This is a genomic window from Arthrobacter monumenti, assembly GCF_054511255.1.
The window spans coordinates 19,423-40,022 of the sequence record NZ_JBTNCY010000016.1; the positions used below are offsets into that span (position 1 = coordinate 19,423).

The following is a 20,600-nucleotide window of genomic DNA, read 5'->3' on the forward strand; positions in this document are numbered from 1 at the left end:
CCACCCCCGTTGGTGGCAAGTACCCGCTGGCGAAGACGACAGCCCATTGACCGGCCCTGACGGCGAATCTACGCTTCAGGTATGGCAAAGCGGATCTCAGCCGAACATTTCCGGATACTGCCGGCCCTTAGGTACCAGCCGACCGAGAAGCGCGTGCGTGCGAAGCTTGGTGCGGGGACCGTCGTTGACTCCAGAGCCGCAGTTCTGGTCTGGGAACCGGGACGTATCCTGCCGCACTATGCCGTACCCGCGGGCGACTTGAGGACTGAACTCCTACCCGCAGAGCCGAAGACTGATAACCCGCCGTACCAGAACGGCACGGGTGGCATCCGGATGATCGTGCCATCGGCTGAATTCCGCCTGCACACTGCCGACGGCGAACCGCTCACCATCCAATCAGGGCAGGACCGCCGTGAGTCGGCGGCGTTCCGCCTGGCCGACGCGGATCTGAAGGGCTATGTGCTCCTCGATTTCGCCGCCTTTGAGTGGTGGGAGGAGGACGAGAGAATCCACGGTCATCCCCGCGACCCATTCCACCGCGTCGATATCCGGCCCAGCAGCGGCCAACTGAGGGTCGAGCACGGCGGGCAGCAGCTCGCGGAGAGCAGCGGGTTCCTGCGGATCTTTGAAACGAACCTGCCGGCCGCGCCGTACGTCCCTTTCGCCGATGTCAATTGGGACCTCCTGACCAAAAGCACGAAGACCAGCATCTGCCCCTACAAGGGCCACGCATCCTACTGGTCACTGAAGCCGGTGGAATCCAGCGGAGCAGGGAACGACGGCGGAAGGTCGGCTGACAGGAACGACGGCGGGACATCGGCCGAAGGGGATGACGGCGCCGACATTGCCTGGGCGTACGAGAATCCGCTTCCGGATTCCGCCCAACTCACTGGACATCTGTCCTTCTATGCCGGCCGCGTTACTGTGACCGGCTGATGCACCTCATCAGCGTGCGCCGACCCGGACGAGGCCTGAGCGCAGCTTGGCCGGACTGCGCTCAGGCTTCGAACTTGTAGCCCAGTCCCCGGACCGTGACCAGGTACTTCGGGCTTGCCGGATCGGGCTCAATCCGCCCGCGCAGCCGCTTGACGTGGACATCGAGGGTCTTGGTATCGCCAACATAATCGGATCCCCAGACCCGGTCGATCAGCTGACCGCGGGTGAGCACCCGGCCGGAATTGCGCAGCAACATTTCGAGCAATTCGAACTCCTTCAGCGGCAACGCGACGTCCTCGCCGTCGACGCTGACCACGTGCCGCTCAACATCCATCCGCACCGGACCGGCCTGAACCGTCGTCGCCAGCAGGTCGTCGGGCTCGCCGTGGCGGCGCAGTACGGCCCGGACCCGCGCCACGAGTTCGCGCGACGAGTACGGCTTTGTAATGTAATCGTCAGCACCGATCTCGAGTCCGACGACCTTATCGATCTCAGCGTCCTTGGCGGTGAGCATGATGACCGGCACATTGGAGCGCTGCCGAATCTGCCGGCAGACTTCCGTTCCGGACTGACCGGGCAGCATCAGGTCCAGCAGCACAAGATCCGCTCCGGCACGGTCGAATTCCGTCACCGCATCGATGCCGTTATCGATCACGGCAACTTCGAATCCCTCCTTGCCGAGCAGATACGAGAGCGGGTCGCTCAGTGATTCTTCATCCTCAACAATCAGGATCCTGCTCAAGCGCGAACTCCTCTTTTGGTGGCGCCATCCGCGCCGGTTGTCATGGTCTGTTCCTCGTTGTGCGGTTCGTCGTCGGCCGCCTCCATCTCCGGCAGCCGCACGGTGAATGTCGAGCCCTGCCCGGGTCGTGACCAGACGGCCACCTCGCCGCCGTGGTTCGAAATAACGTGCTTGACGATGCTCAGGCCGAGGCCGGTGCCGCCGGTGGCACGCGAACGCGCCGAATCAATGCGGTAGAAGCGTTCGAAGATCCGGTCCTGGTCCTCGGGCGAGATACCGGAGCCCTGGTCGGTCACCGACACGTTCGCCAGTCCGTCCTTGGACTTCAACCCAATTCCCACCTTGGTGCCGACCGGCGAGTAGCGGATGGCGTTGTCGATCAGGTTGCGGAACGCCGTCGTCAAAAGTTCTGAATCTCCGTAGACATCGGTGCTCACCTTGCCCCCGATTACCATATCGATGTCCTTGGCTTCGGCGGGCAGTTTGTTGCGGTCCACGGCCTCGGCGATGATGGCGTTCAAGTCCACCGCCTCACCCTGCTGCACGACGTCGGCACCCTGCAGGCGGGACAGCTCGATGATGTCCTGGACCAGCGCCGAAAGCCGCGACGATTCCTTGTGCATCCGGCTGGCGAAGCGGCGGACCGCTTCCTCATCGGTGGCCGCATCGTCGAGCGCCTCCGCCAGCAGGGAAATCGCGCCGACCGGAGTCTTCAGTTCATGGGAAACGTTGGCGACGAAGTCATTTCGGATCTCTTCGGTACGCGTGATCTCGGTCCGGTCATCGGCCAGCAGCAGGATGTACTCCTGGCCCAGCGGAGCCACCCGCATCTGCAGCACGACCGAGCCCTGCCCCAGCGGGCCGCGGGCAAGTTCCAGCTTCCGCTCCTCGATCACACCGTCGCGGCGGACCCGTCCGGTCATCTCCAGCAGCTTGTGGTGCACCACAGTATGGCCGCGCACCAGGCCGAGGGCATAGGCGCCGGGACTGGCGCGGACGACGCCGTCGATCGAATCCACAATGAGGAACGCCCGGCCAACCACCGAGAGCACCTCAGCGGCGCCGTCGGGCAATGCCGGCTCATCGACGTCGGCGAGTTCCCGGCGCTGCTGCTCGCTGATCCGGAAGGCCAACATGCCGAAGACACCCAGGCAGAGGCCGACGAGTCCGGCTACCAGGCCAATGTAAACGTCACTCACGCTTCAAGCTTAGGCGCTTGTCCGCCGTATGAAGCGCCCAGCTGTGGCATCTGATGCCACGTTCAACTAACGTTCACCTAAAGGTGCGCAATAGTTCATGGAAGACTGGGACCGTGCTTAGTGGATCCGTGAGAGGGTCGCTGAAGGCCAGCATGTCGAGCGAAAGGACGTCCATTGCGTAAGGTTTTTCAAGCCGAGCTACACCAGGTCGGTGAGGAACTGATCGAGATTTCCCACCTGGTTTCGGAAGCCATGGAGAAGGCCTCGACGGCTTTCCATGGTGCCGACATCGAACTCGCCCAGGACGTGATTGCCGCCGATGCCCGGATCGACTTCCTGCAGAACAATCTGGATGAGCGCGCCATCGATATCCTGGCCCGCCAGGGACCGGTGGCCAGCGACCTGCGGATGATCGTCGGCGCCTTGCGCATGAGTGCTTCACTCGAGCGGATGGGCGACCTTGCCCGGCACGTTGCCCAGCTGGCGCGGTTGCGTTACCCGGCCAACGTCGTCCCGGAACCGCTGCGGACCACCTTTGAACAGTTCTCCGAGCTGGACCTGGCCATGTCGCAGAAGGTGTCCCAGCTGTTGGAGACCCGCGATCTCGAGCTCGTCACCCAGATCCAGTCACATAACACCAAGGTTAATGAGCTGCACGCCGGTGTCTTCAAAGCCATCGCGGCCGAGGATTGGGATGCTCCGGCGACGACGACGGTCGACGTCACCCTGGCCAGCCGGTACTTCGAACGCTTCGCCGACCACGGAATATCAGTTGCCCGCAAGGTGACCTACCTGGTGACCGGCGAGTGGCACCCGGATTCCTTCCCACCTGCGTAATCTGCCGGTAACCTCCGGAAGATGACGACGTCGACCGAGGCGACGGGGCCCACGGCGCCAACGGGGAGGGTCGGCATTTCCGGTTGGCGGTACAAACCATGGCGCGGCACGTTCTACCCGCCCGGCCTCGTTCAACGCCGCGAGCTGGAATATGCCGCCGGGCATCTGGACACGGTGGAGATCAACGGGTCCTTCTATTCGCTGCAGCGGCCCTCAAGCTACCTGCAGTGGCGGGAAGCGACACCGTCGGATTTCGTCTTCTCGGTCAAAGGCGGGCGGTTCATCACTCATATGCTCCGGCTCCGGAATGTAGAGGCGGCGCTCGCCAATTTCTTCGCGTCGGGAGTGCTGGCCCTGGACGCGAAGCTGGGACCCATACTCTGGCAGTTGCCGGAACGGGTTACCTTCGATGCCGCCGTCCTGGATCAGTTCCTCGCACTGCTGCCCCGGAGTACGACGGCGGCAGCCGGGTTGGCTGCCGGCCGCGACGACAAGCTGGGCGACGACCGTGTCTGGACCGACGTCGTCGTCGACAGGCCGCTGCGCCATGCGCTCGAGATCAGGCACCCCAGCTACGACACCCCGGAATTCTACGAATTGCTGCGGCGGCACAATGTCGCCCTGGTGGTGGCCGATTCCGCCGGACGGTGGCCGATGCTGCATGAAGTCACCGCCGATTTTGTGTACGTCCGCCTGCACGGCGGAGAAGAGCTCTATGTCAGTGGCTACTCCGATGACGAACTCGACCGCTGGGCTGACACGGTTGACGGATGGCTCACCGGGTCGGGTTGTCCGGACGGCCGGGGCCGCGACGTGCACGTTTACTTCGACAATGACGTGAAGGTGCACGCGCCGTTCAATGCGATGGGTCTCGCCCGCCGCCTGGGACGGCAGCCGGACTGACCGGACCTACCGGACTTCCCCATGCAAAAAACTCTTTGCCGGCTATAGACACAAATCGGTTTGCACTGCAAACTGGTTTGTATGAACCAGAACAATCCTTCGGCGGAGTTCGATCCGCGCGCGGCGATGGCGTTGGCGGACGAGACAGCCGCCAGGGCACGGCAGTCCCTTTATCCGCATACGCCCGTCCTTTACTTCATCTGGGGAACCGCCTGGTTGATCGGTTACGGAGCATTGCACGGAGCCCGGTATGACTGGTTGCCCCTGGCGGAAACCGCCGCCCTGCTGGTGCACTTGTCGGCCCTGGTGGCTGCCGCCGTCTTCTCCGCCATCCTCGGCATCCGATCGTCCGTCGGTCTCCGCGGGTCCACCGCCCGGCAAGGTGCCATCTATGGCTGGTCCTGGGCCCTCGGCTTCGCCGTCGTCGGCCTGTTGTCCGGGATTATCGCGACGGCGATTCAACAACCTGACGTGCGGGGGCTGATCATCAACTCCATGGCCATCATGCTGGTGGGCATCATGTATATGCTCGGCGGTGCGCTGTGGCATGACATGGCGATGGTCGCCATGGGCATCTGGTTCCTGGTGGTTAACGTCGCCGCAATGATCCTGGGGCCCGACTATTATCTGCTGGTCTTCCTGACCCTGGGTGTCCTCGGTTTCTACGGGGGCAGCATCGTTGAGCTGGTCCGCGTCCGACGCATCCGCAAGCGACTGGCATGACTTCCCTGGACCCGGTCATTCACGCCGAGGCGCGGCTGCGGGTGATCGCCACGCTGAACTCGATTGGGGAGAACAACCAGATCTCCTTTCCCAAGCTGCGCAAGCTGCTGGACATGACCGCCGGGAACCTTTCCACCCATCTGCGCAAGCTCGAGGAAGCCGGCTATGTGCGGCAGACGAAACTCATCGAAGGCCGTTCCCCTGCGACCTATGTGGAAATCACCGCCCGCGGCCGGCTGGCATTTCTTGACTACAGGGAAAGCCTTAAGGCCCTCCTCTCCGATTCCACCCATCCCGTGAAGGATCCGCAATGACATTGACCCTGAATGACTCATCCTCCCCACAACGCGCGCCGCGTCCGCACGGCCGGATTCCATTGGCCAGCGCCCGGGACGTGGTGAAAACCTTCGGTCCCGAAACAGCGCTCGACGGCGTCAATCTCGACATCCACGCCGGTGAAGCCGTCGGCCTGCTCGGCCCCAACGGCGCCGGCAAGTCGACCCTGATCGGACTGCTTACCGGACTGCGGCGGGCAGACTCGGGAACCGTTGAACTGTTCGGGAAGAATCCGCTCAGCCCTTCGGCCCGGCTCGCCCTTGGCGTCACGCCGCAGGCCACCGCCGTTCCGCAGACGCTGAAGGTACGGGAAGCCGTGGAACTTGTGGCCGCGCATTTCCCGGACCCAGTGCCCACCGCCGAGCTGCTGCAACAGTTCGGATTGGAGGAGATGGCCGGCAAGCAATGTGGTGGCCTTTCCGGCGGGCAACAGCGGCGCCTGCTGGTCGCGATCGCGCTGGTGGGACGACCCTCTCTGGTGATCCTCGATGAACCGACCACCGGTCTTGATGTGGAAGCCCGCGAGGTCCTCTGGGAACAGTTGCGGCGTTACCGCCGTGCCGGAGGAACGCTCCTGATCACCAGCCACTACCTTGCCGAGATCGAGGCCCTGGCCGACCGCGTCGTCGTCATCGACCAAGGCAAAATAGTCGCCGACGGAACCCTTGATGACATCCGCGGCCACATCTCAGTGCGCCGCGTGTCACTGCGAAGCAGCACCGGACTGGACACCTTTGCCGCCCTGCCGCACGTCGTGGATGCCAGCCGGAGCGGCGGCGTCACCCAGCTCGTCTCCCGTGACGCCGACGGGCTGGTCCGGCAGATTGTCCGCGACGACATCGACTTCCACGACCTGCAGGTGCATTCGGCCAGCCTCGAGGAAGCATTCATTGCCCTGACCGGTTCCACCATCCACCACACCAGCGAGGAATCCCGATGACCGCCGTCGACACTCCCCTGCCGCCGTCGTCGCCGAGTGCCCGGCCTGGCCTAGGACCAACACAGCTCAGATTGATCAAGGCGCACACCAAGGCCCAGATCCTCGAGCAGCTGCGCATTCCGGTGGCGGTCATTTCCAGCACCATCTTCCCGTCGCTCGTGCTGCTGTTCTTCATCGTCCCGCAGCAGGACGTCGCGTCCATGCCCGCTTTCGCGCTGCAGTCGATCGCCCAGCTGGCCATGTTCGGCGTCATGAGCGCGTTCCTGTTCGGTTATGGAATCGGCGTTGCGGAGGACCGGGCCAGCCCCTGGACCACCTACCTGCGCACCCTGCCTGTCGGGCCGTTGCCCGGCACCGTGGCCAGAGCCGTGACGGCGATGATGTTCTCCTTCTTCGCCCTGATTCCGCTACTGATCCTCGGCGCGGTGCTGACCTCGGCACCGGAACCCTTCGTCAGCGGCGACCTGTCCTGGTGGCGGATTCCGCTGACCATCGCCGTCGTCCTGCTTTGCGGGCTGCCGTTCCTGGCGATGGGACTGGCGATCGGCTACCTGTGCACCTCGAAGGTGGCCATCGCCGTCACCCAGGTACTGTTCTTCCCGATGGCGTTCGCGGGCGGCATGATGCTCCCGCCGATGATGTTCCCCGGCTGGCTCAACACCATTTCGTTGCTGTTGCCATCGCGTGCGGCCCGGGATCTGGCGGTCGAGTCGCTTAGCGGTTCGGGCATCAGTTCCTCCAGCGTCCTGGTAATCGTTGCCTGGATCGCCCTTCTGGGCGGGCTCGCGTTGTGGGCCAACCGTCGGGATCAGGGCCGGCGCTTCCGGTAATTCAAACATAACGACGACGGCGGCAGCCGGCCGCCAGGAGAGGAACCGATGGTGAGTATCACCGTGGATACTGCCGCACAGGAACAGAGCCGCATCATGCGCCGCCGCGGAGCCGTCATTCTTGCGATGTTCGCGGTCCTGTGGGCCGCCGTCGGCGCCTCCGGGCTCACGACGGGGCCGGCCGGAGTGGTGCGGATCGCCGCCATCGTTCCCAGCGCCGCCATCGTGCTGCTGGCACATCGCCCGGGCAGTGCGGAGATGCCCGAACGGAAGCGGTACCAGCCGCAGGGCTGGTACCGCCACGTCGGCATCGTGAACCTGGTTCAGGCTGCGGCCATTGCCGTGACCGTGCTGGGCTTCATCGCGGCCGACGTGCCGCAGCTGGTTCCGCCGGTGGTGTGCCTGATCGTCGGTCTGCATTTTCTTCCGCTGGCGCGTCTGTTCGACCAACCGCAGTACCGGTGGACCGGCGTCGGGTTGTTGGGTGCCTCAGTTGCCGGACTGCTCATCCTCGCGGGTGGCCCCGGCGCCGAGGCGTCCCGGATCGTCGTCGGCTTCGCCGCCGCTAGTACCTTGTGGGCGACGTCGTTCCGGCTCGCCATGCGCAGCTGAGTGGCGCGGGCTTCTTGCGTGAGTGGCGCGGGCCTACTTGCGGCCCTGGTTCGCCACGGCCTGGACTGCCTCGGCAGCGGCCTCGGGATCCAGGTATGTACCGCCAGCCTTGAGCGGCTTCATATCCTCATCCAGATCATAGACCAGCGGAATACCGGTGGGAATGTTCAGACCCGGAATGTCCTCGTCGCTGATGCCGTCCAGGTGCTTGACCAGGGCGCGCAGCGAGTTGCCATGCGCGGTGATCAGGACAGTCTTGCCGCTCTTGATGTCCGGAACGATCTCCTCTTTCCAGTACGGCAGGAACCGCTCCAGGACGTCCTTGAGGCATTCGGTGCGGGGCAGGTCATCGCCGAGATCGGCATACCGGGGGTCCCCGGCCTGGGAAAATTCGCTGTCGTCTTCCAGCGGCGGCGGCGGCGTATCGTAGGAGCGGCGCCATTCCATGAACTGCTCTTCGCCGTACTTCTCCAGGGTTTCAGCCTTGTCCTTACCCTGCAGAGCGCCGTAATGCCGCTCGTTCAGCCGCCAGTCCCGCTTCACATCGATCCAGGTCCGGTCCGCCGCTTCCAACGCGAGGTCGGCCGTGACCGTGGCACGCTTCTGCCTGGACGTATAGAGAATGTCAGGCAGTACGTCATGCTCGACGATGAGCTCGCCGCCGCGGATCGCCTCTTTGCGGCCCTTCTCCGTGAGGGGCACGTCGACCCAGCCGGTGAAGAGGTTCTTTTCATTCCAGGTGCTCTGACCGTGCCGGAGCAGAATGAGCTTGTAAGGTGCGGAAGAATTCGACATGATCCCAGTCTGCCGTATCCGCCGGACCGATAAAACTCCGGTCCCGTTACATTTCGCGGCCTATCGGTCCCAATACATTCCGCCGCCTGCCTAAGCCGCGCAAACGCCCAGAACGCGGCGGAGCGGCGAAAACGTAGGTGGCCAACACCGTTTCGCCGGTAAGAACCGCTTTCGGCGAACTACTGCACAGCTGGGAGCGGTTTACCAGGGACCGTACGGCCCGGAGTTCCGGTTTCCGCCCCTGCGCGCGTCCTTCAGGGCAGGCCGGACATCGGCAAGGTAGATAGCCGAGGCCGTGACGGCAATCAACTGTAGGAAAATCGGACCGCCCAAGCCAATCGGCGGCGGAATACAGATGAATCCGATGGCGGCCGAACCAGCCGTGATTCCCAGCCAGAACCCTTTGGTCTTCTTGAACGCCCGCTCAAACTCGACCGGCTTGGCCCGAACGCAGTCAATCAGCGCCCAGATCTGGATGCCGAAGGCGACCACGGCAAGGGCAAGAAACAGCCAGGTTTGCACAGTAGGAATGATGTTCACGCATCAAGCCTAACCGCTCCACCGCCCCAATATCCGTTACAAAGCCTCCAAAGCCTGCACCAGATCCGCCCACAAATCCTCCACGTGCTCGATACCGACGCTCATCCGGATCAGGCTCTCGGGTACGGACGCGGGCTCATTGGTGTGCCGCCGTCGTCGTTCAATCAGCGACTCAACCCCGCCCAGCGACGTCGCCGGCATCCATAACTGCAACCGCTCAACCAGCGCGTCTGCCGCAGCCGCTCCCCCAGCCATTTCAATCGCGACGATCGAACCGAAACCGTCCATCTGCGCCTTCGCCCGCGCGTGCCCGGGATCATTCGACAGCCCGGGATAACGGACAGCACTGACCTGTTGCTGCTCGAGCAACCGGTTCGCCAGCACGGCGGCGCTGGCCTGCGAGCGCTCGATCCGCAGCGCAAGAGTCCGCAGCCCGCGCAGCGCCAGCCACACCTCAAACGGCCCCGCAATGGAGCCGTGCTTGGACCGATGCGTCAACAACGTGGCCCGCAGGTCGGGATCGGAAGTGACCAACGCCCCCAGCACGACGTCGGAATGGCCGGCAAGGTACTTGGTCACCGAATGAAGTACGACGTCGGCCCCCAGGTTCAGAGGTTGCTGCACCAGCGGCGTCGAGAAAGTGTTGTCGGCGACCACCAGGGCACCAACTTCATGCGCGGCGTCCGTCACGGCCCGGAAGTCCGCGACCTCGAGCATCGGGTTCGTAGGGCTTTCCACCCAGAGCATGCTGGCGGAACCCGCCGCGCCATCGCCCCGCAACTGGGCAAGGACGGCATCCGTGTCGGCGATGTTCACCAGACGCAAGGTGAAGGCGCCGTGCTCCGCCATGTCTTCCGCCAGCGCAACAGTTCCGCCGTAGCTGTGGTCAGGCATGACGACGACGCCGCCGGCCGGCACCAACGACAGCGCCGACGCCGCGGCGCCCAGACCGGAGCTGTAGACGAGACCCGGTTCTGCCGCGCCTTCAAGTTCGGCGAGCGCTTCCTCGAAGGGCTCCCAGGAAGGATTGGAGTAGCGGGCGTAGCCGCGGTCGCCGGCCGTTACTGGCCCACGGCCGAAGTATGTGGAGGACAAGACGACCGGTGGATTAACCGGGGCTCCGTTCTCGCGCGGCGGACGACCGGCCGCCACTGCCACCGTCTCGGGACGCAGATCGGCGGGACGGGCGGACGCGGCGGACTCACTGGAATTCATGCAGTCAGCGTAGTACCGGAGCGGGTTCCGGAGGAAAACGTGTCGGCAATTATCGGTAGGCTGGGAACGTGAGTATAGAGAGCCGACACGAAGGCGCCGGCCCCGCGCAGCGGCGCGGCCTTTTTATTGCCCTCGAAGGCGGAGACGGGGCGGGAAAATCCACCCAGCAGGGGCTATTGGCCGAACGACTCCGCGCCTCGGGGCTGACGGTCATGACCACACGGGAGCCTGGTGGAACACCGATCGGCGAAAAACTGCGGAGCCTGGTGCTGGACCATGGCCATGGCGAAATCGACGCCCGCACCGAAGCCCTGATCTTCGCGGCCTCCCGCGCCGCCCACGCCGAGCAGGTCCTGCGGCCGGCCCTCACCCGCGGCGAAATCGTCATTACTGACCGTTATATTGACTCCTCTGTCGCCTATCAGGGCGGCGGACGGGCCCTGGGCACCGGCACCATCCGCGACCTGAATGCCTGGGCCACCGCGGAACTCTGGCCGGATCTGACCGTCGTGCTCGATATTGAACCAGCGGACGGGCGCGGCCGCCGTACGGCCGGAATCGCGGTGGAAGACCGGCTGGAATCCGAACCGGACGACTTCCACGGCACCATCCGTGATACCTTCCTGGAACTTGCCGCCGCGGCGCCGGAACGTTATCTGGTGCTGAACGCCGCACTGCCTGTCCGGGAACTGACGGACGCAATTGGAACCCGCGTCGAGGAACTGCTCGTCCGCCTGCCGGTGGGGAGCCGCGAACCATGAGCGTCTGGGACGACCTGCCCGGCCAGGAACCAGTCATAAAGCAACTGCGCGGCGCCGCCGAATCGCAATGGCCAACGCACGCCTGGTTGTTCACCGGCCCGCCTGGTTCGGGCCGCTCCAATGCGGCCCGGGCCTTCGCCGCCGCGCTGTTGTGCGAACAAGACCGGCTCCAGGACCGCGGCTGCGGCTCCTGCCACGCCTGCCACACCGTACTGGCGGGCACCCACGCCGACGTTACGAATGTCGCGACGGAAAAAGTCACCATCACGATCGCCGAAGTCCGCACCCTGATCACCAAGGCACAGGACCGGCCGTCCTCGGGGCGCTGGCGCGTGATCATCGTCGAGGATGCCGACCGAATGGCGGAGCGGACCACCAATGTGCTGCTCAAAGCCATTGAAGAGCCGCCGCCGCGCACCATCTGGATCCTTTGCGCGCCGAGCCCTGCCGACGTCATGGTCACGATCCGCTCGCGCTGCCGGCCGGTCAGCCTCCGCGTGCCTCCGCGTGAGGATGTCGCCGCCCTGCTGGTCCGCCGCGACGGGGCAACACCGGACCAGGCCGACTATGCCGCCCGGGTCGCGCAGAGCCATATCGGCGTCGCCCGGCGCCTGGCCCGCGACGAAGGCGCCCGCCAGCGACGGGCACAGATCGTCAGCCTGCCCTTGAACCTGAAATCGGTTTCCCAAGCGGTCATGGCCGCCGGCAAGCTCCATGAATTGGCCAATACGGAGGCCCAGTCTTCCTCGGAGCAGCGCAACGAGATGGAGAAGGCAGACCTGTTGCATGCCCTCGGCGCCCCGGAGTCCGGGACTTTGCCGCCGTCGATGCGCAGCCAGATGAAACAACTGGAGGAAGACCAGAAGCGCCGCGCCAAGCGCTCCGTCACGGACGCGCTCGACCGGGCGATGATCGATCTGACCACTTTCTTCCGCGATGTGCTGACAATCCAGCTCGGCACCGGCATGGAACTAATCAACGAACAGATTCGTGATGACTTGGAGCACTATGCCGACGGCACGACGCCGGAATCAACGTTGAGCCGGCTGGACGCCATCGCACAAACCCGCGAACGTCTGGGCACAACCAACGTCGCCCCGCTGCTGGCGCTCGAAGCCATGGCAGTAAGTCTGCTCTAATTAACACTATGCAGGAGAACAAATGGGGATAGCGCAACGCGGCCAGAGTGCGTGGAAAGCCACGGCGGCGCTGTGTTCACTGTTGTTGGTAACCGCATGCGTACCCTTTGGGCAGGATGACCCCGGCCCCAGGAAAACCGTCTCCGCTCCTGCGGAAGCCATCGCCGATGTCCCCCAGCCACTGATGGAGTTCTACTCGCAGACCATTGTTTGGGAACCATGCGAGGAAACCTTCAGCTGCGCCACCATTGAAGTGCCGATGAACTACGAAAATCCCGACGGCAAGACGCTTGAAATTGAAGCAATCCGGCTCGCGGCCTCCGGTTCGGACCCGATGGGTTCCCTGCTGATCAATCCGGGCGGACCCGGCGCGTCGGGCTACGACGCGGTACTGAATAATTCGAACGGGGTCAGCACTGAGCGGCTTCGCAGCTCCTACGACCTGGTCGGTTTCGACCCCCGCGGCGTGAAGCGCTCCAGCCCTGTCGAATGCCTCAGCGACGATGAGCGGGACAAGTTCCGCGCAGCGACGTTCGACCTCGAAACCGGGCAAGGCTTGGCCAAGGCCCGTTCCGCGGTCGCCGATTTCGCCTCACAGTGTGCCCAGCACACCGGCCAAAAGCTCGAGCACGTCGATACGGAGAGCTCGGCGCGCGATATGGATATCATCCGTGCCGTTGTCGGCGAAGACAAGCTCAATTATCTGGGCTTCTCCTACGGCTCTTCACTCGGCGCCACCTATGCGGACATTTTCCCCGCAAACGTAGGGCGGATGGTGCTCGACGGCGGCATCGACCAGACCCTGACCAGCAGTGAAATTGTGCTCGGCCAGGCAAAGGGCTTCGAGCGGACGTTGCATGCCTACGCCGAGAGCTGCCTGCAGCAGTCTTCGTGCCCGCTCAGCGGAACACCTGACGAGGCGGTCGAGCAGATCCGTTCACTGATCGAATCTGTGGAGCAGAGCCCGATGACGGCTGAAAACGGACGGACGGTCACTGCCAGCCTGTTTGTTTCGGGGTTGATCCTGCCCTTGTATAACGACCGGAACTGGCCATCACTGACCGCTGCGCTGGAAGCAGCGCTCAAGGGCAATCCCAGCCCCATGCTGCACCTTTCCGACATCAGCGCCACCCGGCAGGAAGACGGCTCTTACTCTTCCAATTCCGCCGCCGCGTTCACCTCGGTCAACTGCCTCGACTATCCGATGAATCTCGGCTTGGAAGAGATGCGCGCCAACGCCGAACAACTGGATGAGGCGTCGCCGACACTGGGACGCTTCCTCGCCTACGGCGCATTGACCTGCAATGCCTGGCCCTACGACGCGGAGGACGGCCCCTCTCCCGTGGACGCCAGCGGCGCCAACCCGATCGTCGTCGTCGGTACCACCGGAGATCCGGCTACACCTTACGACTGGTCCGTGGCCCTCGCCGAACAGCTGGAATCCGGAGTCCTGGTCTCCTGGGAAGGGCAGGGACACACCGCCTACGGCCGGTCCAACGACTGCATCGCCAATGCCGTTGACGACTACTTCATCGAAGGAACTGTCCCCGACGACGGAACCCGCTGCTGAGCCCTCGTCCGGCCAACTCGAAAGTAGCTCCCGTGCTCTGCTAGAGTTATTTCTTGCGTATTCGCCCGGAAAAACACCGGCGTCCGCATGCCTCCTTAGCTCAGTTGGTAGAGCGTCTCACTCGTAATGAGAAGGTCGCCGGTTCGATTCCGGCAGGAGGCCCTGATTCGAAATTTGTCACTGCCGTGGTTCATCGATCTTAAACCGCAAATGCCTTATGAAGTGCCTTTACCTGGCCCATCCAGAATTCGTCGCGGTCGTCCCCCGGCTTGAGCCAACCCTTGTCCTTCGCCAGTTTGTAGAAGCCTGTCGCGGGCGCACTGCCGCCCTTCTGCGTGACCAACGCTGACATCATTAGCCCGGGCCGCTCCTCCTGATCACGATCCACAATAATTCCCAACAGCCTGCCTATTTCCCCCCTCCCCCGCTCGGTATCAAAGTCGAACCCGGGCAAGCCTGTCTCCTCCCGCAGAAATTTATTCATAGCGGTATAGTCGCTCAGTGTTTGGCTGCGCGCCACGTCCTTGAGGAATTCATAACCGGCAGATACCAAGGGCTCCCAGTCCAAATCGTCGTTACGCATATTTCTCCTTTGCTAACCGCTACAGATGACCTTTGACGACCGCGATGGGCAGATGTACGTCCCGACTCACTGCTCCGCCGATGATCGTTCATCGATCCGTTCCGGCAAACCGTAGTGGGGAAAGGTCTCCGGGTAGAGGAAATTGTGGTGCCCAACTATTCCGTCGTCGCGGGCTTCGATGATCTGAAGAGCGAACGGCTCCCACACTCCAGGCGCCGCTTCATGATAGGCGCCGAAGCCAGCGGTACCATTGACCGCGACCGGGATGAGGCGGCTGTCCTTGCACACAATCCCCTGCCCAAGGAACCAGGCAACGAGGTCATCAGGGCCGCTGAGCCAGAGGTTGAACGGCGGCATTGAGAGGACGACGTCGTCGCGCAGCAGGGAGACGAGGCGGGTGATGTCATACGCCTCGAAGGCCTCAACGTAATCGGCCAGCAGTTTGGCGTGCTGTGGGTCGGCCGTCGGTGTCAGCCCTGCGCCGCGGCGGGCAGCGAGGGTGGTCCGGGCGCGCTGCAGGGCGCTGTTGACGGAGGCGACGGTCAGATCGAGCAAGGACGCGGCTTCACTCGCCTTCCACGCCAAAACCTCGCACAGAATCAGAACCGAACGCTGCAGCGGCGGCAAGTGCTGCAACGCGGCTACGAACGCCAGCCGGATTGATTCCCGCGCCGTCGCGACCATGGCTGGATCTGCGGTGAGGTCGATGACTGCTTCGTCGGCGATGGGTTGAACGAACACGCTCTCATGGGCCGGTGCGCCGAGAACGACGTCGGCAGTCGCCGTCGACGGTCCCATCTCCATGGGAAGGGCCCTGCGTTGGGGGCTGCGCACCATATCGATGCAGACATTGTGCGCGATCTTGAACAGCCACGTTCTGGTCGAGGAACGCCGTTCGAACTGGTCCTGGCTGTTCCAGGCTTTAACCATCGTCTCCTGGACTGCGTCCTCTGCCTCGAAAGCCGATCCCAGCATCCGATAGCAGTACCCCATCAGGTCTTTGCGCGAGCTTTCGAGAAGTTGCTCTAAATCGTCGGAGTTGGACTTGGTTTGCTCCGGATCGGTCAACGGCTGCATGGCATTGAGCCTAATCACGGCCGAGAGGGATTGGTAGGAAACGGCCGAAGATTTTTTCATCCTGGCCGATGATTTTTCGGACCCAGGATCGTCTACAGGAGGTAAGCGCGCCAAACCGGCCGCACAGCAAACCAGGAGAACATCATGCCAACGAATGTCTTCATCAACCTCCCCGTCAGCAACCTGGAGAAGTCGAAGGAGTTCTATACCAGCTTCGGTTGGAAGCTGAACCCGGCATTCAGCAACGACGACGCCGGCGCCATCTCCATCAGCGACACGATCCACATCATGATTCTCACTCATGAGCATTACGGGCAATTCATCGACAAGCCGATTGCCGACACCTCCACGACCTCGGCCGTCATTAACGCGGTCAGCGTCGATTCCACCGACGAAATCGACGTTCTGGTCGACAAGGCAGTAGCGGCCGGCGCCAAGGAGGGAGCGCCGCAGGACTATGGCTTCATGCGGTCACGCGCTTTTGCCGATCCGGATGGTCACCAGTGGGAAGTCATGTGGATGGATCCAATCGCGGAAACCGGGGACTGGGCAGCTGTGCAGGAGAAGTACCCGCAGACCGCAGAAGCTTAGACCCGTCCGAGGTGCCTCTCGGCGTCGTCGATACCGTCGAAAACCGCCTCCGCCCGGCGTTTTACGCTCGCCACAGCAGACGCAGCTGCAGCCGACGGGCTGTCGAGCCGCGCCATGGCGACCGCTTCCGCCGTCGTCGCCAATGCGTTTCCCGCCTTGGAGAGCGAGCGGTGTACGTCCGATAAGTAGGCGGCCTGGCTGGCAGGGACATCAAGTCCCTCACTTGGTGCGATCAGCTGCGCCTCCGCACAAACCGCCCGAACGCGTGGCAGCAGATCGGCGAGCGCATTGGCCACCGGGACGAGTTCCGCGTAGAGCTCTTCATCCTGCACGCCTTCCAGGATCTGGTGGTATCGGTCCAGGCCGCGGCGGAACCTGTCGTGGGCGCGCCGCCACACGCCCTTGCCGAGCTCGGCGTCGTCTTTGCGCCCTTGGCGGGCTGCGGCGAATAAGGCCATGGTGAAGTTGTGTTTCCGGGAGATCTGGGCGGGGTCGGGTTAGAGGTACTGCCCTGGACGGTGGTGGGTATCTTCCTCTTTCTTCTTCGAATCCGCTCGCGTCGGCTCACCGTTTTCCCCAATAACAACGCCGGGAGCAATCATGGTGCCGGGAGGCAGCTGGCGCATCTGCATGCGCTGTTCGACCTGCTGGTTCGCCATCTGCTGGGCCGCAATCGCGGTCTGGATGCCGTGGAAGAGACCTTCCAGCCAGCCGACGAGCTGCGCCTGGGCGATCCGGAGTTCCGCATCCGACGGAACTTCCTCGTCGGAGAAGGGAAGGTTGAGGCGGTGCAGTTCGCTGACCAGTTCCGGGGCGAGGCCATCTTCAAGTTCCTTGACCGACCGGCCGTGGATTTCGACCAGCCGTTCGCGCGCCTTTTCGTCCAATGGTGCGCTGCGGACTTCCTCCAGCAGCTGCCGGATCATCGTTCCGATCCGCATGACCTTGGCCGGCTCGTCCACTAGTTCGTTCAGCTTGGGAGCCCTGCCCCGGCGCTGCTCCGGTTCCCCGCCGTCGTCGCTTGTGCCCGCCTCTGCGTCCTGGGTCGTAAACTCCTCGACGGACCCTTCGGCGATCACTTCGGCAGCGTCGGCCAGCGGATCGCCGCCGGTGTTCTTCGCGGCGTCGTCCGGATTGGGCCGGGCAGTAGGACCAGAGGCGCGATCTTCAGTCATCTTGTCATGTTCTCATGTTCGCCCACGGTGCTGTCAGGGAGAACGTAATGAATTAACCGGACGCTGATTAGACCGTGAGTAGGACCTTGCCCGTGTGCGAACCCGAGTCGAAGTATTCGTGCGCGGCGGCGGCGTCGGCCAGGGGGAACGTCCTGTCCACCTGCGGCCGGACCTTCCCGGACCGGACCAGCGGCCAAACATGTTCACCAACCGCCCGCATAATCGTGGTCTTCTCTGCGATGGGACGGGCACGCAGGGTAGTACCCAGGACGGCGGCCCGCTTGCGCATCAAGGTTCCAAGGTTGAGCTCAGCTTTCGCCCCGCCTTGCAGGCCGATGACGACCAGCCGTCCGGAGACCGCGAGTGCCTCCACATTCTGTTCCAGATACTTGGCGCCGACGACGTCGAGAATCACATCCGCACCCCGGCCGTCAGTGGCGTTCTTGATCTCCTCCACAAAGTCCTGTTCGTGATAATTGATCAACACCTCGGCGCCGAGGATGGCGGCGACCTCGAGCTTCTCACGGGAACCGGCCGTCACGGCTGCCCGGGCGTCAAACGCCTTGACAAGCTGAACGGCCATGGTGCCGATTCCGCCGGCCCCGCCGTGGATCAACACGGTATCTCCGGCACGGACTCCGGCGGCCATAAAGAGATTCGAAAACACTGTGGCCGCCACCTCTGGCAAGGCCGCCGCCGTCGTCAGATCCATACCTTCCGGCACCGGCAGCACCTGCCCGGCGGGCGCCACCACCTGCTCCGCGTAGCCGCCTCCGGCCAGAAGAGCGACGACGGCGTCCCCCACGGACAACTCGCCCTCCACATCGGGCCCAAGTGCGGCCACCCTGCCGGAGACCTCCAGCCCGGGTACTTCAGAAATGCCATCCGGCGGCGGATACAAACCCTTGCGCTGCTGCACGTCGGCGCGGTTCAGACCGGCTGCGGTGACGTCGATGAGCACTTCGCCCGGCCCGGGTTCGGGGGCCTCGGCCTCCCGCACCTCCAGCACCTCCGGGCCTCCGGGTTCGCGGACGTAGATTGCCTTCATGAATGGCACCTCCTGGACGTCGCGAGCGGTGGTGCCGCGGCGTCGTCGTTCCTTGCAGCGTTTATTGGGTTCTTGGTTTATTGGGTTTTGTCTGTCACTGGCAGTTCATGCCAGACTACTATGGGGAAGGTTGTCCGAGCGGCCGATGGAGCTGGTCTTGAAAACCAGTGGGCGGTTACCCCGTCTCGTGGGTTCGAATCCCACACCTTCCGCGAAAACCCGGTCTGGTGATCTCCAGACCGGGTATTTTTTATGCCTGGAACCGCTCGCCGTACGCTGCCGGCACGTTGCCTCAGCCGGGCTGAACGCATAGTCTCGCATCATCTTCCGTCACCGCTAGGAGCCTGCAATGCCTGAACGTAATTCCACGCCGCCCGGCGCACCGTGCTGGATCGATCTGGCCAGTTCGGACCCGGGCAAGTCCAGGGATTTCTATTGCAGCCTCTTCGGTTGGAGCGCCAAGGAAAGTGGCCTGGTATACGGCGGGTACGAGATGTTCTTCGCCGGCGACCGGCCTATTGCGGGCATGGCCCCAAAGAGTCCGGGATCAGAGGATCCCGATGGCTGGTCCACGTATCTGGCCACAGATGATGCCAAGGCCACGGCCGCAGCCGCCGAGGCCAACGACGGCAAAGTGCTGTTGGCACCCTTGCAGATCGCAGACCAGGGCACGATGACGATCTTGTGTGACGCCGGAGGAGCCGCCATTGGCGCATGGCAGGCCGCCGCGCACGAAGGTTTTGGATTGGTTGGCGAAGCAGGCGCTCCCGTATGGCATGAGCTCTCCACCCGCGACTACGAAAAGTCGGTCAAGTTCTACGAGACGGTCTTCGGCTGGAACACCGATGTGATGAGCGATTCGGACGAGTTCCGCTACACGACGCTGGGCAGCGGAGACGACGCGAAGGCCGGAATATTCGACGCCGGCTCGGTCCTCCCCAAGGGCGTCCCGGCGAGCTGGCAACTGTATCTGGGCGTGGACGACGTCGATGCCGCCGTTGAAAAAGTCCAGAAGCTCGGCGGAACCATTCAACGTCCCGCTTGGGACAGCGACTACGGGCGGATGGCACAAGTGACCGATTCCACCGGAGCGGTGTTCGTCCTCTCCTCCGTATAACCCACCGAACCAATGTCGTTGTGGGACGTGGAGGTTCTGGACCTGCGATCGGAGATCAAGGCCGAACGCCGCCAATTGCTCGACTTGCTATGTGGACTCCCGCCCGGCGATTGGTACGCCCCGACGGCAGCGGCCGGCTGGAACGTCAAAGCGGTGGCGCTGCACCTTCTCGACGACGATTTGGGATGGTTGTCGCGCGGCCGTGACCGGGACCTGAGCGGGAACCTTGACATGGGCAAGTATCCGGCTTTCGTCGACGCCCTCGCGGCTAAGAACCAGCGTTGGATCGATGGTGCGGCCGGGCTGAGCCTCCGGGTGATCGTGGACTTGCTGGAATGGCCCGGCCATCAGATGGACGGTTACTATGCCGCCATCGACCTCAGTGCCCCGGGCGGTGTGGTCTGGGCCAGCGACGGCGATGTTCCGCAGTGGTTTGATATCGCGCAGGACTTCACCGAGCGGTGGGTACACCAAATGCAGATCCGGGAAGCCGTAAACCGGGTGGAGGGGTTTGCTGAACGGCACTATGCCGCCGTGCTGAACACTTTCATCTGGGCACTGCCGCATCAGTTCAAGCCGGCAGCTATCGAAGGCGCGTGCATCAATATTGACTATGGCCTGACCGACACGTGGCATCTAATCAGTGATGGCTCGGGCAATTGGACCCTCCATCCCGGCTTCAGCGAGGATCCCGTCACCGCATTGTCAACGGACCCCGACACGGCGTGGAGGATATTGACCGGGGCAGCCTACGATCGAGCCCGGGTTGACGTATCGGGGAACGCGCAACTCGCGGAAGGACTTTTCAACGTGCGCGGAATCATCGTCTAAGAAGTCCCTCGTTTCACCCTTCAATAGTTCTGCTGGTGCTTGCCGGACTGCAACCGCTCGTTTACTCAATTCTGGTTCTCTCGGTATGTGCTGACGTTTT

At 63.4% G+C, this 20,600-nt stretch carries 24 protein-coding genes and 2 tRNA genes; 16 read left to right on the top strand and 10 right to left on the bottom strand.

Features of this window, described 5'->3' with window-relative positions:
- Window positions 1-81 precede the first annotated feature (81 nt).
- Window positions 82-936: a DUF427 domain-containing protein gene (locus tag ACX80B_RS17750; RefSeq protein ID WP_459298635.1), complete on the top strand. Its 855-nt coding sequence runs from the start codon at window positions 82-84 to the stop codon at window positions 934-936.
- 61 nt (window positions 937-997) lie between these two features.
- Here the strand turns inward: ACX80B_RS17750 and ACX80B_RS17755 are convergent, their stop codons facing one another.
- Together ACX80B_RS17755 and ACX80B_RS17760 are read right to left on the bottom strand one after the other, a co-directional pair.
- Window positions 998-1,678 (bottom strand): response regulator transcription factor, encoded by a 681-nt coding sequence (locus tag ACX80B_RS17755; protein WP_026535480.1) that lies wholly within the window; start codon window positions 1,676-1,678, stop codon window positions 998-1,000.
- On the bottom strand, window positions 1,675-2,814 hold the full coding sequence (locus tag ACX80B_RS17760; RefSeq protein ID WP_459298685.1) for a sensor histidine kinase: 1,140 nt from the start codon (window positions 2,812-2,814) through the stop codon (window positions 1,675-1,677). Before ACX80B_RS17760 ends, ACX80B_RS17755 begins: the two co-directional genes overlap by 4 nt.
- 237 nt (window positions 2,815-3,051) lie before the next feature.
- Here ACX80B_RS17760 and phoU point away from each other — a divergent pair, with 237 nt between their 5' ends.
- The 7 genes from phoU to ACX80B_RS17795 all read left to right on the top strand — a co-directional run bounded on the left by phoU (window position 3,052) and on the right by ACX80B_RS17795 (window position 8,058).
- Complete coding sequence (phoU, locus tag ACX80B_RS17765) at window positions 3,052-3,714, top strand: phosphate signaling complex protein PhoU (protein ID WP_459298638.1); 663 nt, start codon at window positions 3,052-3,054, stop codon at window positions 3,712-3,714.
- A gap of 21 nt (window positions 3,715-3,735) precedes the next feature.
- Complete coding sequence (locus tag ACX80B_RS17770) at window positions 3,736-4,617, top strand: DUF72 domain-containing protein (protein WP_459298640.1); 882 nt, start codon at window positions 3,736-3,738, stop codon at window positions 4,615-4,617.
- An 81-nt stretch (window positions 4,618-4,698) separates the two neighbouring features.
- Window positions 4,699-5,340 (top strand): hypothetical protein, encoded by a 642-nt coding sequence (locus tag ACX80B_RS17775; RefSeq protein WP_459298642.1) that lies wholly within the window; start codon window positions 4,699-4,701, stop codon window positions 5,338-5,340.
- On the top strand, window positions 5,337-5,654 hold the full coding sequence (locus ACX80B_RS17780) for a transcriptional regulator (RefSeq protein ID WP_459298644.1): 318 nt from the start codon (window positions 5,337-5,339) through the stop codon (window positions 5,652-5,654). The genes ACX80B_RS17775 and ACX80B_RS17780 overlap by 4 nt, the downstream gene beginning before the upstream one ends.
- Window positions 5,651-6,616, top strand: a complete 966-nt coding sequence (locus ACX80B_RS17785; RefSeq protein WP_459298646.1) for an ABC transporter ATP-binding protein — start codon at window positions 5,651-5,653, stop codon at window positions 6,614-6,616. The genes ACX80B_RS17780 and ACX80B_RS17785 overlap by 4 nt, the downstream gene beginning before the upstream one ends.
- On the top strand, window positions 6,613-7,446 hold the full coding sequence (locus tag ACX80B_RS17790; RefSeq protein WP_459298647.1) for an ABC transporter permease: 834 nt from the start codon (window positions 6,613-6,615) through the stop codon (window positions 7,444-7,446). Before ACX80B_RS17785 ends, ACX80B_RS17790 begins: the two co-directional genes overlap by 4 nt.
- A gap of 48 nt (window positions 7,447-7,494) precedes the next feature.
- Entirely contained in the window at window positions 7,495-8,058 is a 564-nt protein-coding gene (locus ACX80B_RS17795; protein ID WP_459298649.1) for a hypothetical protein, read from the top strand.
- 33 nt (window positions 8,059-8,091) lie between these two features.
- Here the strand turns inward: ACX80B_RS17795 and ACX80B_RS17800 are convergent, their stop codons facing one another.
- From ACX80B_RS17800 to ACX80B_RS17810, 3 genes are all read right to left on the bottom strand, one after another.
- The gene (locus tag ACX80B_RS17800) at window positions 8,092-8,853 is read right to left on the bottom strand and encodes a phosphoglyceromutase (RefSeq protein WP_459298651.1); all 762 of its coding nucleotides are present in this window, start codon (window positions 8,851-8,853) and stop codon (window positions 8,092-8,094) included.
- Window positions 8,854-9,054: 201 nt separating this feature from the next.
- On the bottom strand, window positions 9,055-9,393 hold the full coding sequence (locus ACX80B_RS17805) for a DUF2516 family protein (RefSeq protein ID WP_459298653.1): 339 nt from the start codon (window positions 9,391-9,393) through the stop codon (window positions 9,055-9,057).
- A 36-nt stretch (window positions 9,394-9,429) separates the two neighbouring features.
- Window positions 9,430-10,608, bottom strand: coding sequence for a trans-sulfuration enzyme family protein (locus ACX80B_RS17810; RefSeq protein WP_459298655.1), 1,179 nt, complete (start codon window positions 10,606-10,608; stop codon window positions 9,430-9,432).
- 68 nt (window positions 10,609-10,676) lie between these two features.
- Here ACX80B_RS17810 and tmk point away from each other — a divergent pair, with 68 nt between their 5' ends.
- The 4 genes from tmk to ACX80B_RS17830 all read left to right on the top strand — a co-directional run bounded on the left by tmk (window position 10,677) and on the right by ACX80B_RS17830 (window position 14,240).
- Complete coding sequence (gene tmk, locus ACX80B_RS17815) at window positions 10,677-11,369, top strand: dTMP kinase (RefSeq protein ID WP_459298657.1); 693 nt, start codon at window positions 10,677-10,679, stop codon at window positions 11,367-11,369.
- Entirely contained in the window at window positions 11,366-12,508 is a 1,143-nt protein-coding gene (locus ACX80B_RS17820; protein ID WP_459298659.1) for a DNA polymerase III subunit delta', read from the top strand. Before tmk ends, ACX80B_RS17820 begins: the two co-directional genes overlap by 4 nt.
- A 22-nt stretch (window positions 12,509-12,530) precedes the next feature.
- Window positions 12,531-14,078 (top strand): alpha/beta hydrolase, encoded by a 1,548-nt coding sequence (locus ACX80B_RS17825; RefSeq protein WP_459298661.1) that lies wholly within the window; start codon window positions 12,531-12,533, stop codon window positions 14,076-14,078.
- 89 nt (window positions 14,079-14,167) lie between these two features.
- Window positions 14,168-14,240, top strand: a tRNA-Thr gene (locus tag ACX80B_RS17830).
- 37 nt (window positions 14,241-14,277) lie between these two features.
- Here the strand turns inward: ACX80B_RS17830 and ACX80B_RS17835 are convergent.
- Complete coding sequence (locus tag ACX80B_RS17835; protein ID WP_459298663.1) at window positions 14,278-14,661, bottom strand: hypothetical protein; 384 nt, start codon at window positions 14,659-14,661, stop codon at window positions 14,278-14,280.
- A gap of 66 nt (window positions 14,662-14,727) precedes the next feature.
- Window positions 14,728-15,738 (bottom strand): sigma-70 family RNA polymerase sigma factor, encoded by a 1,011-nt coding sequence (locus ACX80B_RS17840; protein WP_459298665.1) that lies wholly within the window; start codon window positions 15,736-15,738, stop codon window positions 14,728-14,730.
- A 144-nt stretch (window positions 15,739-15,882) separates the two neighbouring features.
- Here ACX80B_RS17840 and ACX80B_RS17845 point away from each other — a divergent pair, with 144 nt between their 5' ends.
- Window positions 15,883-16,329, top strand: a complete 447-nt coding sequence (locus ACX80B_RS17845) for a VOC family protein (protein WP_459298667.1) — start codon at window positions 15,883-15,885, stop codon at window positions 16,327-16,329.
- Here ACX80B_RS17845 and ACX80B_RS17850 read toward each other — a convergent pair.
- From ACX80B_RS17850 to ACX80B_RS17860, 3 genes are all read right to left on the bottom strand, one after another.
- Window positions 16,326-16,787, bottom strand: a complete 462-nt coding sequence (locus ACX80B_RS17850) for a hypothetical protein (protein ID WP_459298669.1) — start codon at window positions 16,785-16,787, stop codon at window positions 16,326-16,328. The two genes, ACX80B_RS17845 and ACX80B_RS17850, sit on opposite strands and share 4 nt — an antisense overlap.
- A gap of 39 nt (window positions 16,788-16,826) precedes the next feature.
- The gene (locus ACX80B_RS17855; protein WP_459298671.1) at window positions 16,827-17,504 is read right to left on the bottom strand and encodes a bacterial proteasome activator family protein; all 678 of its coding nucleotides are present in this window, start codon (window positions 17,502-17,504) and stop codon (window positions 16,827-16,829) included.
- Window positions 17,505-17,571: 67 nt separating this feature from the next.
- Window positions 17,572-18,552 carry an NAD(P)H-quinone oxidoreductase gene (locus ACX80B_RS17860; protein WP_459298672.1) on the bottom strand — a complete coding sequence of 327 codons (981 nt, stop codon included), beginning with the start codon at window positions 18,550-18,552 and terminating at the stop codon, window positions 17,572-17,574.
- A 124-nt stretch (window positions 18,553-18,676) separates the two neighbouring features.
- Between ACX80B_RS17860 and ACX80B_RS17865 the strand changes: the two genes are divergently transcribed.
- The 3 genes from ACX80B_RS17865 (at window position 18,677) to ACX80B_RS17875 (ending at window position 20,500) form a co-directional block, all read left to right on the top strand.
- Window positions 18,677-18,764: transfer RNA gene (locus tag ACX80B_RS17865), tRNA-Ser, on the top strand.
- A 137-nt stretch (window positions 18,765-18,901) separates the two neighbouring features.
- Entirely contained in the window at window positions 18,902-19,669 is a 768-nt protein-coding gene (locus ACX80B_RS17870) for a VOC family protein (RefSeq protein WP_459298674.1), read from the top strand.
- Between the two features lie 12 nt (window positions 19,670-19,681).
- Window positions 19,682-20,500 carry a maleylpyruvate isomerase N-terminal domain-containing protein gene (locus tag ACX80B_RS17875; protein WP_459298676.1) on the top strand — a complete coding sequence of 273 codons (819 nt, stop codon included), beginning with the start codon at window positions 19,682-19,684 and terminating at the stop codon, window positions 20,498-20,500.
- Window positions 20,501-20,600 lie beyond the last annotated feature (100 nt).

What these genes read in the sequence shown, in the direction of transcription:
- ACX80B_RS17750 (WP_459298635.1), top strand. Translation starts at nt 82, where the DNA reads ATGGCAAAGCGGATCTCAGCCGAACATTTCCGGATACTGCCGGCCCTT.
- ACX80B_RS17825 (WP_459298661.1), top strand. Translation starts at nt 12,531, where the DNA reads ATGGGGATAGCGCAACGCGGCCAGAGTGCGTGGAAAGCCACGGCGGCG.
- ACX80B_RS17840 (WP_459298665.1), bottom strand. Translation starts at nt 15,738, where the DNA reads ATGCAGCCGTTGACCGATCCGGAGCAAACCAAGTCCAACTCCGACGAT.
- ACX80B_RS17775 (WP_459298642.1), top strand. Translation starts at nt 4,699, where the DNA reads ATGAACCAGAACAATCCTTCGGCGGAGTTCGATCCGCGCGCGGCGATG.
- ACX80B_RS17785 (WP_459298646.1), top strand. Translation starts at nt 5,651, where the DNA reads ATGACATTGACCCTGAATGACTCATCCTCCCCACAACGCGCGCCGCGT.
- ACX80B_RS17855 (WP_459298671.1), bottom strand. Translation starts at nt 17,504, where the DNA reads ATGACTGAAGATCGCGCCTCTGGTCCTACTGCCCGGCCCAATCCGGAC.
- ACX80B_RS17820 (WP_459298659.1), top strand. Translation starts at nt 11,366, where the DNA reads ATGAGCGTCTGGGACGACCTGCCCGGCCAGGAACCAGTCATAAAGCAA.
- ACX80B_RS17770 (WP_459298640.1), top strand. Translation starts at nt 3,736, where the DNA reads ATGACGACGTCGACCGAGGCGACGGGGCCCACGGCGCCAACGGGGAGG.
- ACX80B_RS17810 (WP_459298655.1), bottom strand. Translation starts at nt 10,608, where the DNA reads ATGAATTCCAGTGAGTCCGCCGCGTCCGCCCGTCCCGCCGATCTGCGT.
- ACX80B_RS17860 (WP_459298672.1), bottom strand. Translation starts at nt 18,552, where the DNA reads ATGAAGGCAATCTACGTCCGCGAACCCGGAGGCCCGGAGGTGCTGGAG.
- ACX80B_RS17780 (WP_459298644.1), top strand. Translation starts at nt 5,337, where the DNA reads ATGACTTCCCTGGACCCGGTCATTCACGCCGAGGCGCGGCTGCGGGTG.
- ACX80B_RS17845 (WP_459298667.1), top strand. Translation starts at nt 15,883, where the DNA reads ATGCCAACGAATGTCTTCATCAACCTCCCCGTCAGCAACCTGGAGAAG.
- ACX80B_RS17760 (WP_459298685.1), bottom strand. Translation starts at nt 2,814, where the DNA reads ATGTTGGCCTTCCGGATCAGCGAGCAGCAGCGCCGGGAACTCGCCGAC.
- ACX80B_RS17800 (WP_459298651.1), bottom strand. Translation starts at nt 8,853, where the DNA reads ATGTCGAATTCTTCCGCACCTTACAAGCTCATTCTGCTCCGGCACGGT.
- ACX80B_RS17870 (WP_459298674.1), top strand. Translation starts at nt 18,902, where the DNA reads ATGCCTGAACGTAATTCCACGCCGCCCGGCGCACCGTGCTGGATCGAT.
- ACX80B_RS17790 (WP_459298647.1), top strand. Translation starts at nt 6,613, where the DNA reads ATGACCGCCGTCGACACTCCCCTGCCGCCGTCGTCGCCGAGTGCCCGG.
- ACX80B_RS17850 (WP_459298669.1), bottom strand. Translation starts at nt 16,787, where the DNA reads ATGGCCTTATTCGCCGCAGCCCGCCAAGGGCGCAAAGACGACGCCGAG.
- ACX80B_RS17795 (WP_459298649.1), top strand. Translation starts at nt 7,495, where the DNA reads ATGGTGAGTATCACCGTGGATACTGCCGCACAGGAACAGAGCCGCATC.
- ACX80B_RS17875 (WP_459298676.1), top strand. Translation starts at nt 19,682, where the DNA reads ATGTCGTTGTGGGACGTGGAGGTTCTGGACCTGCGATCGGAGATCAAG.
- ACX80B_RS17835 (WP_459298663.1), bottom strand. Translation starts at nt 14,661, where the DNA reads ATGCGTAACGACGATTTGGACTGGGAGCCCTTGGTATCTGCCGGTTAT.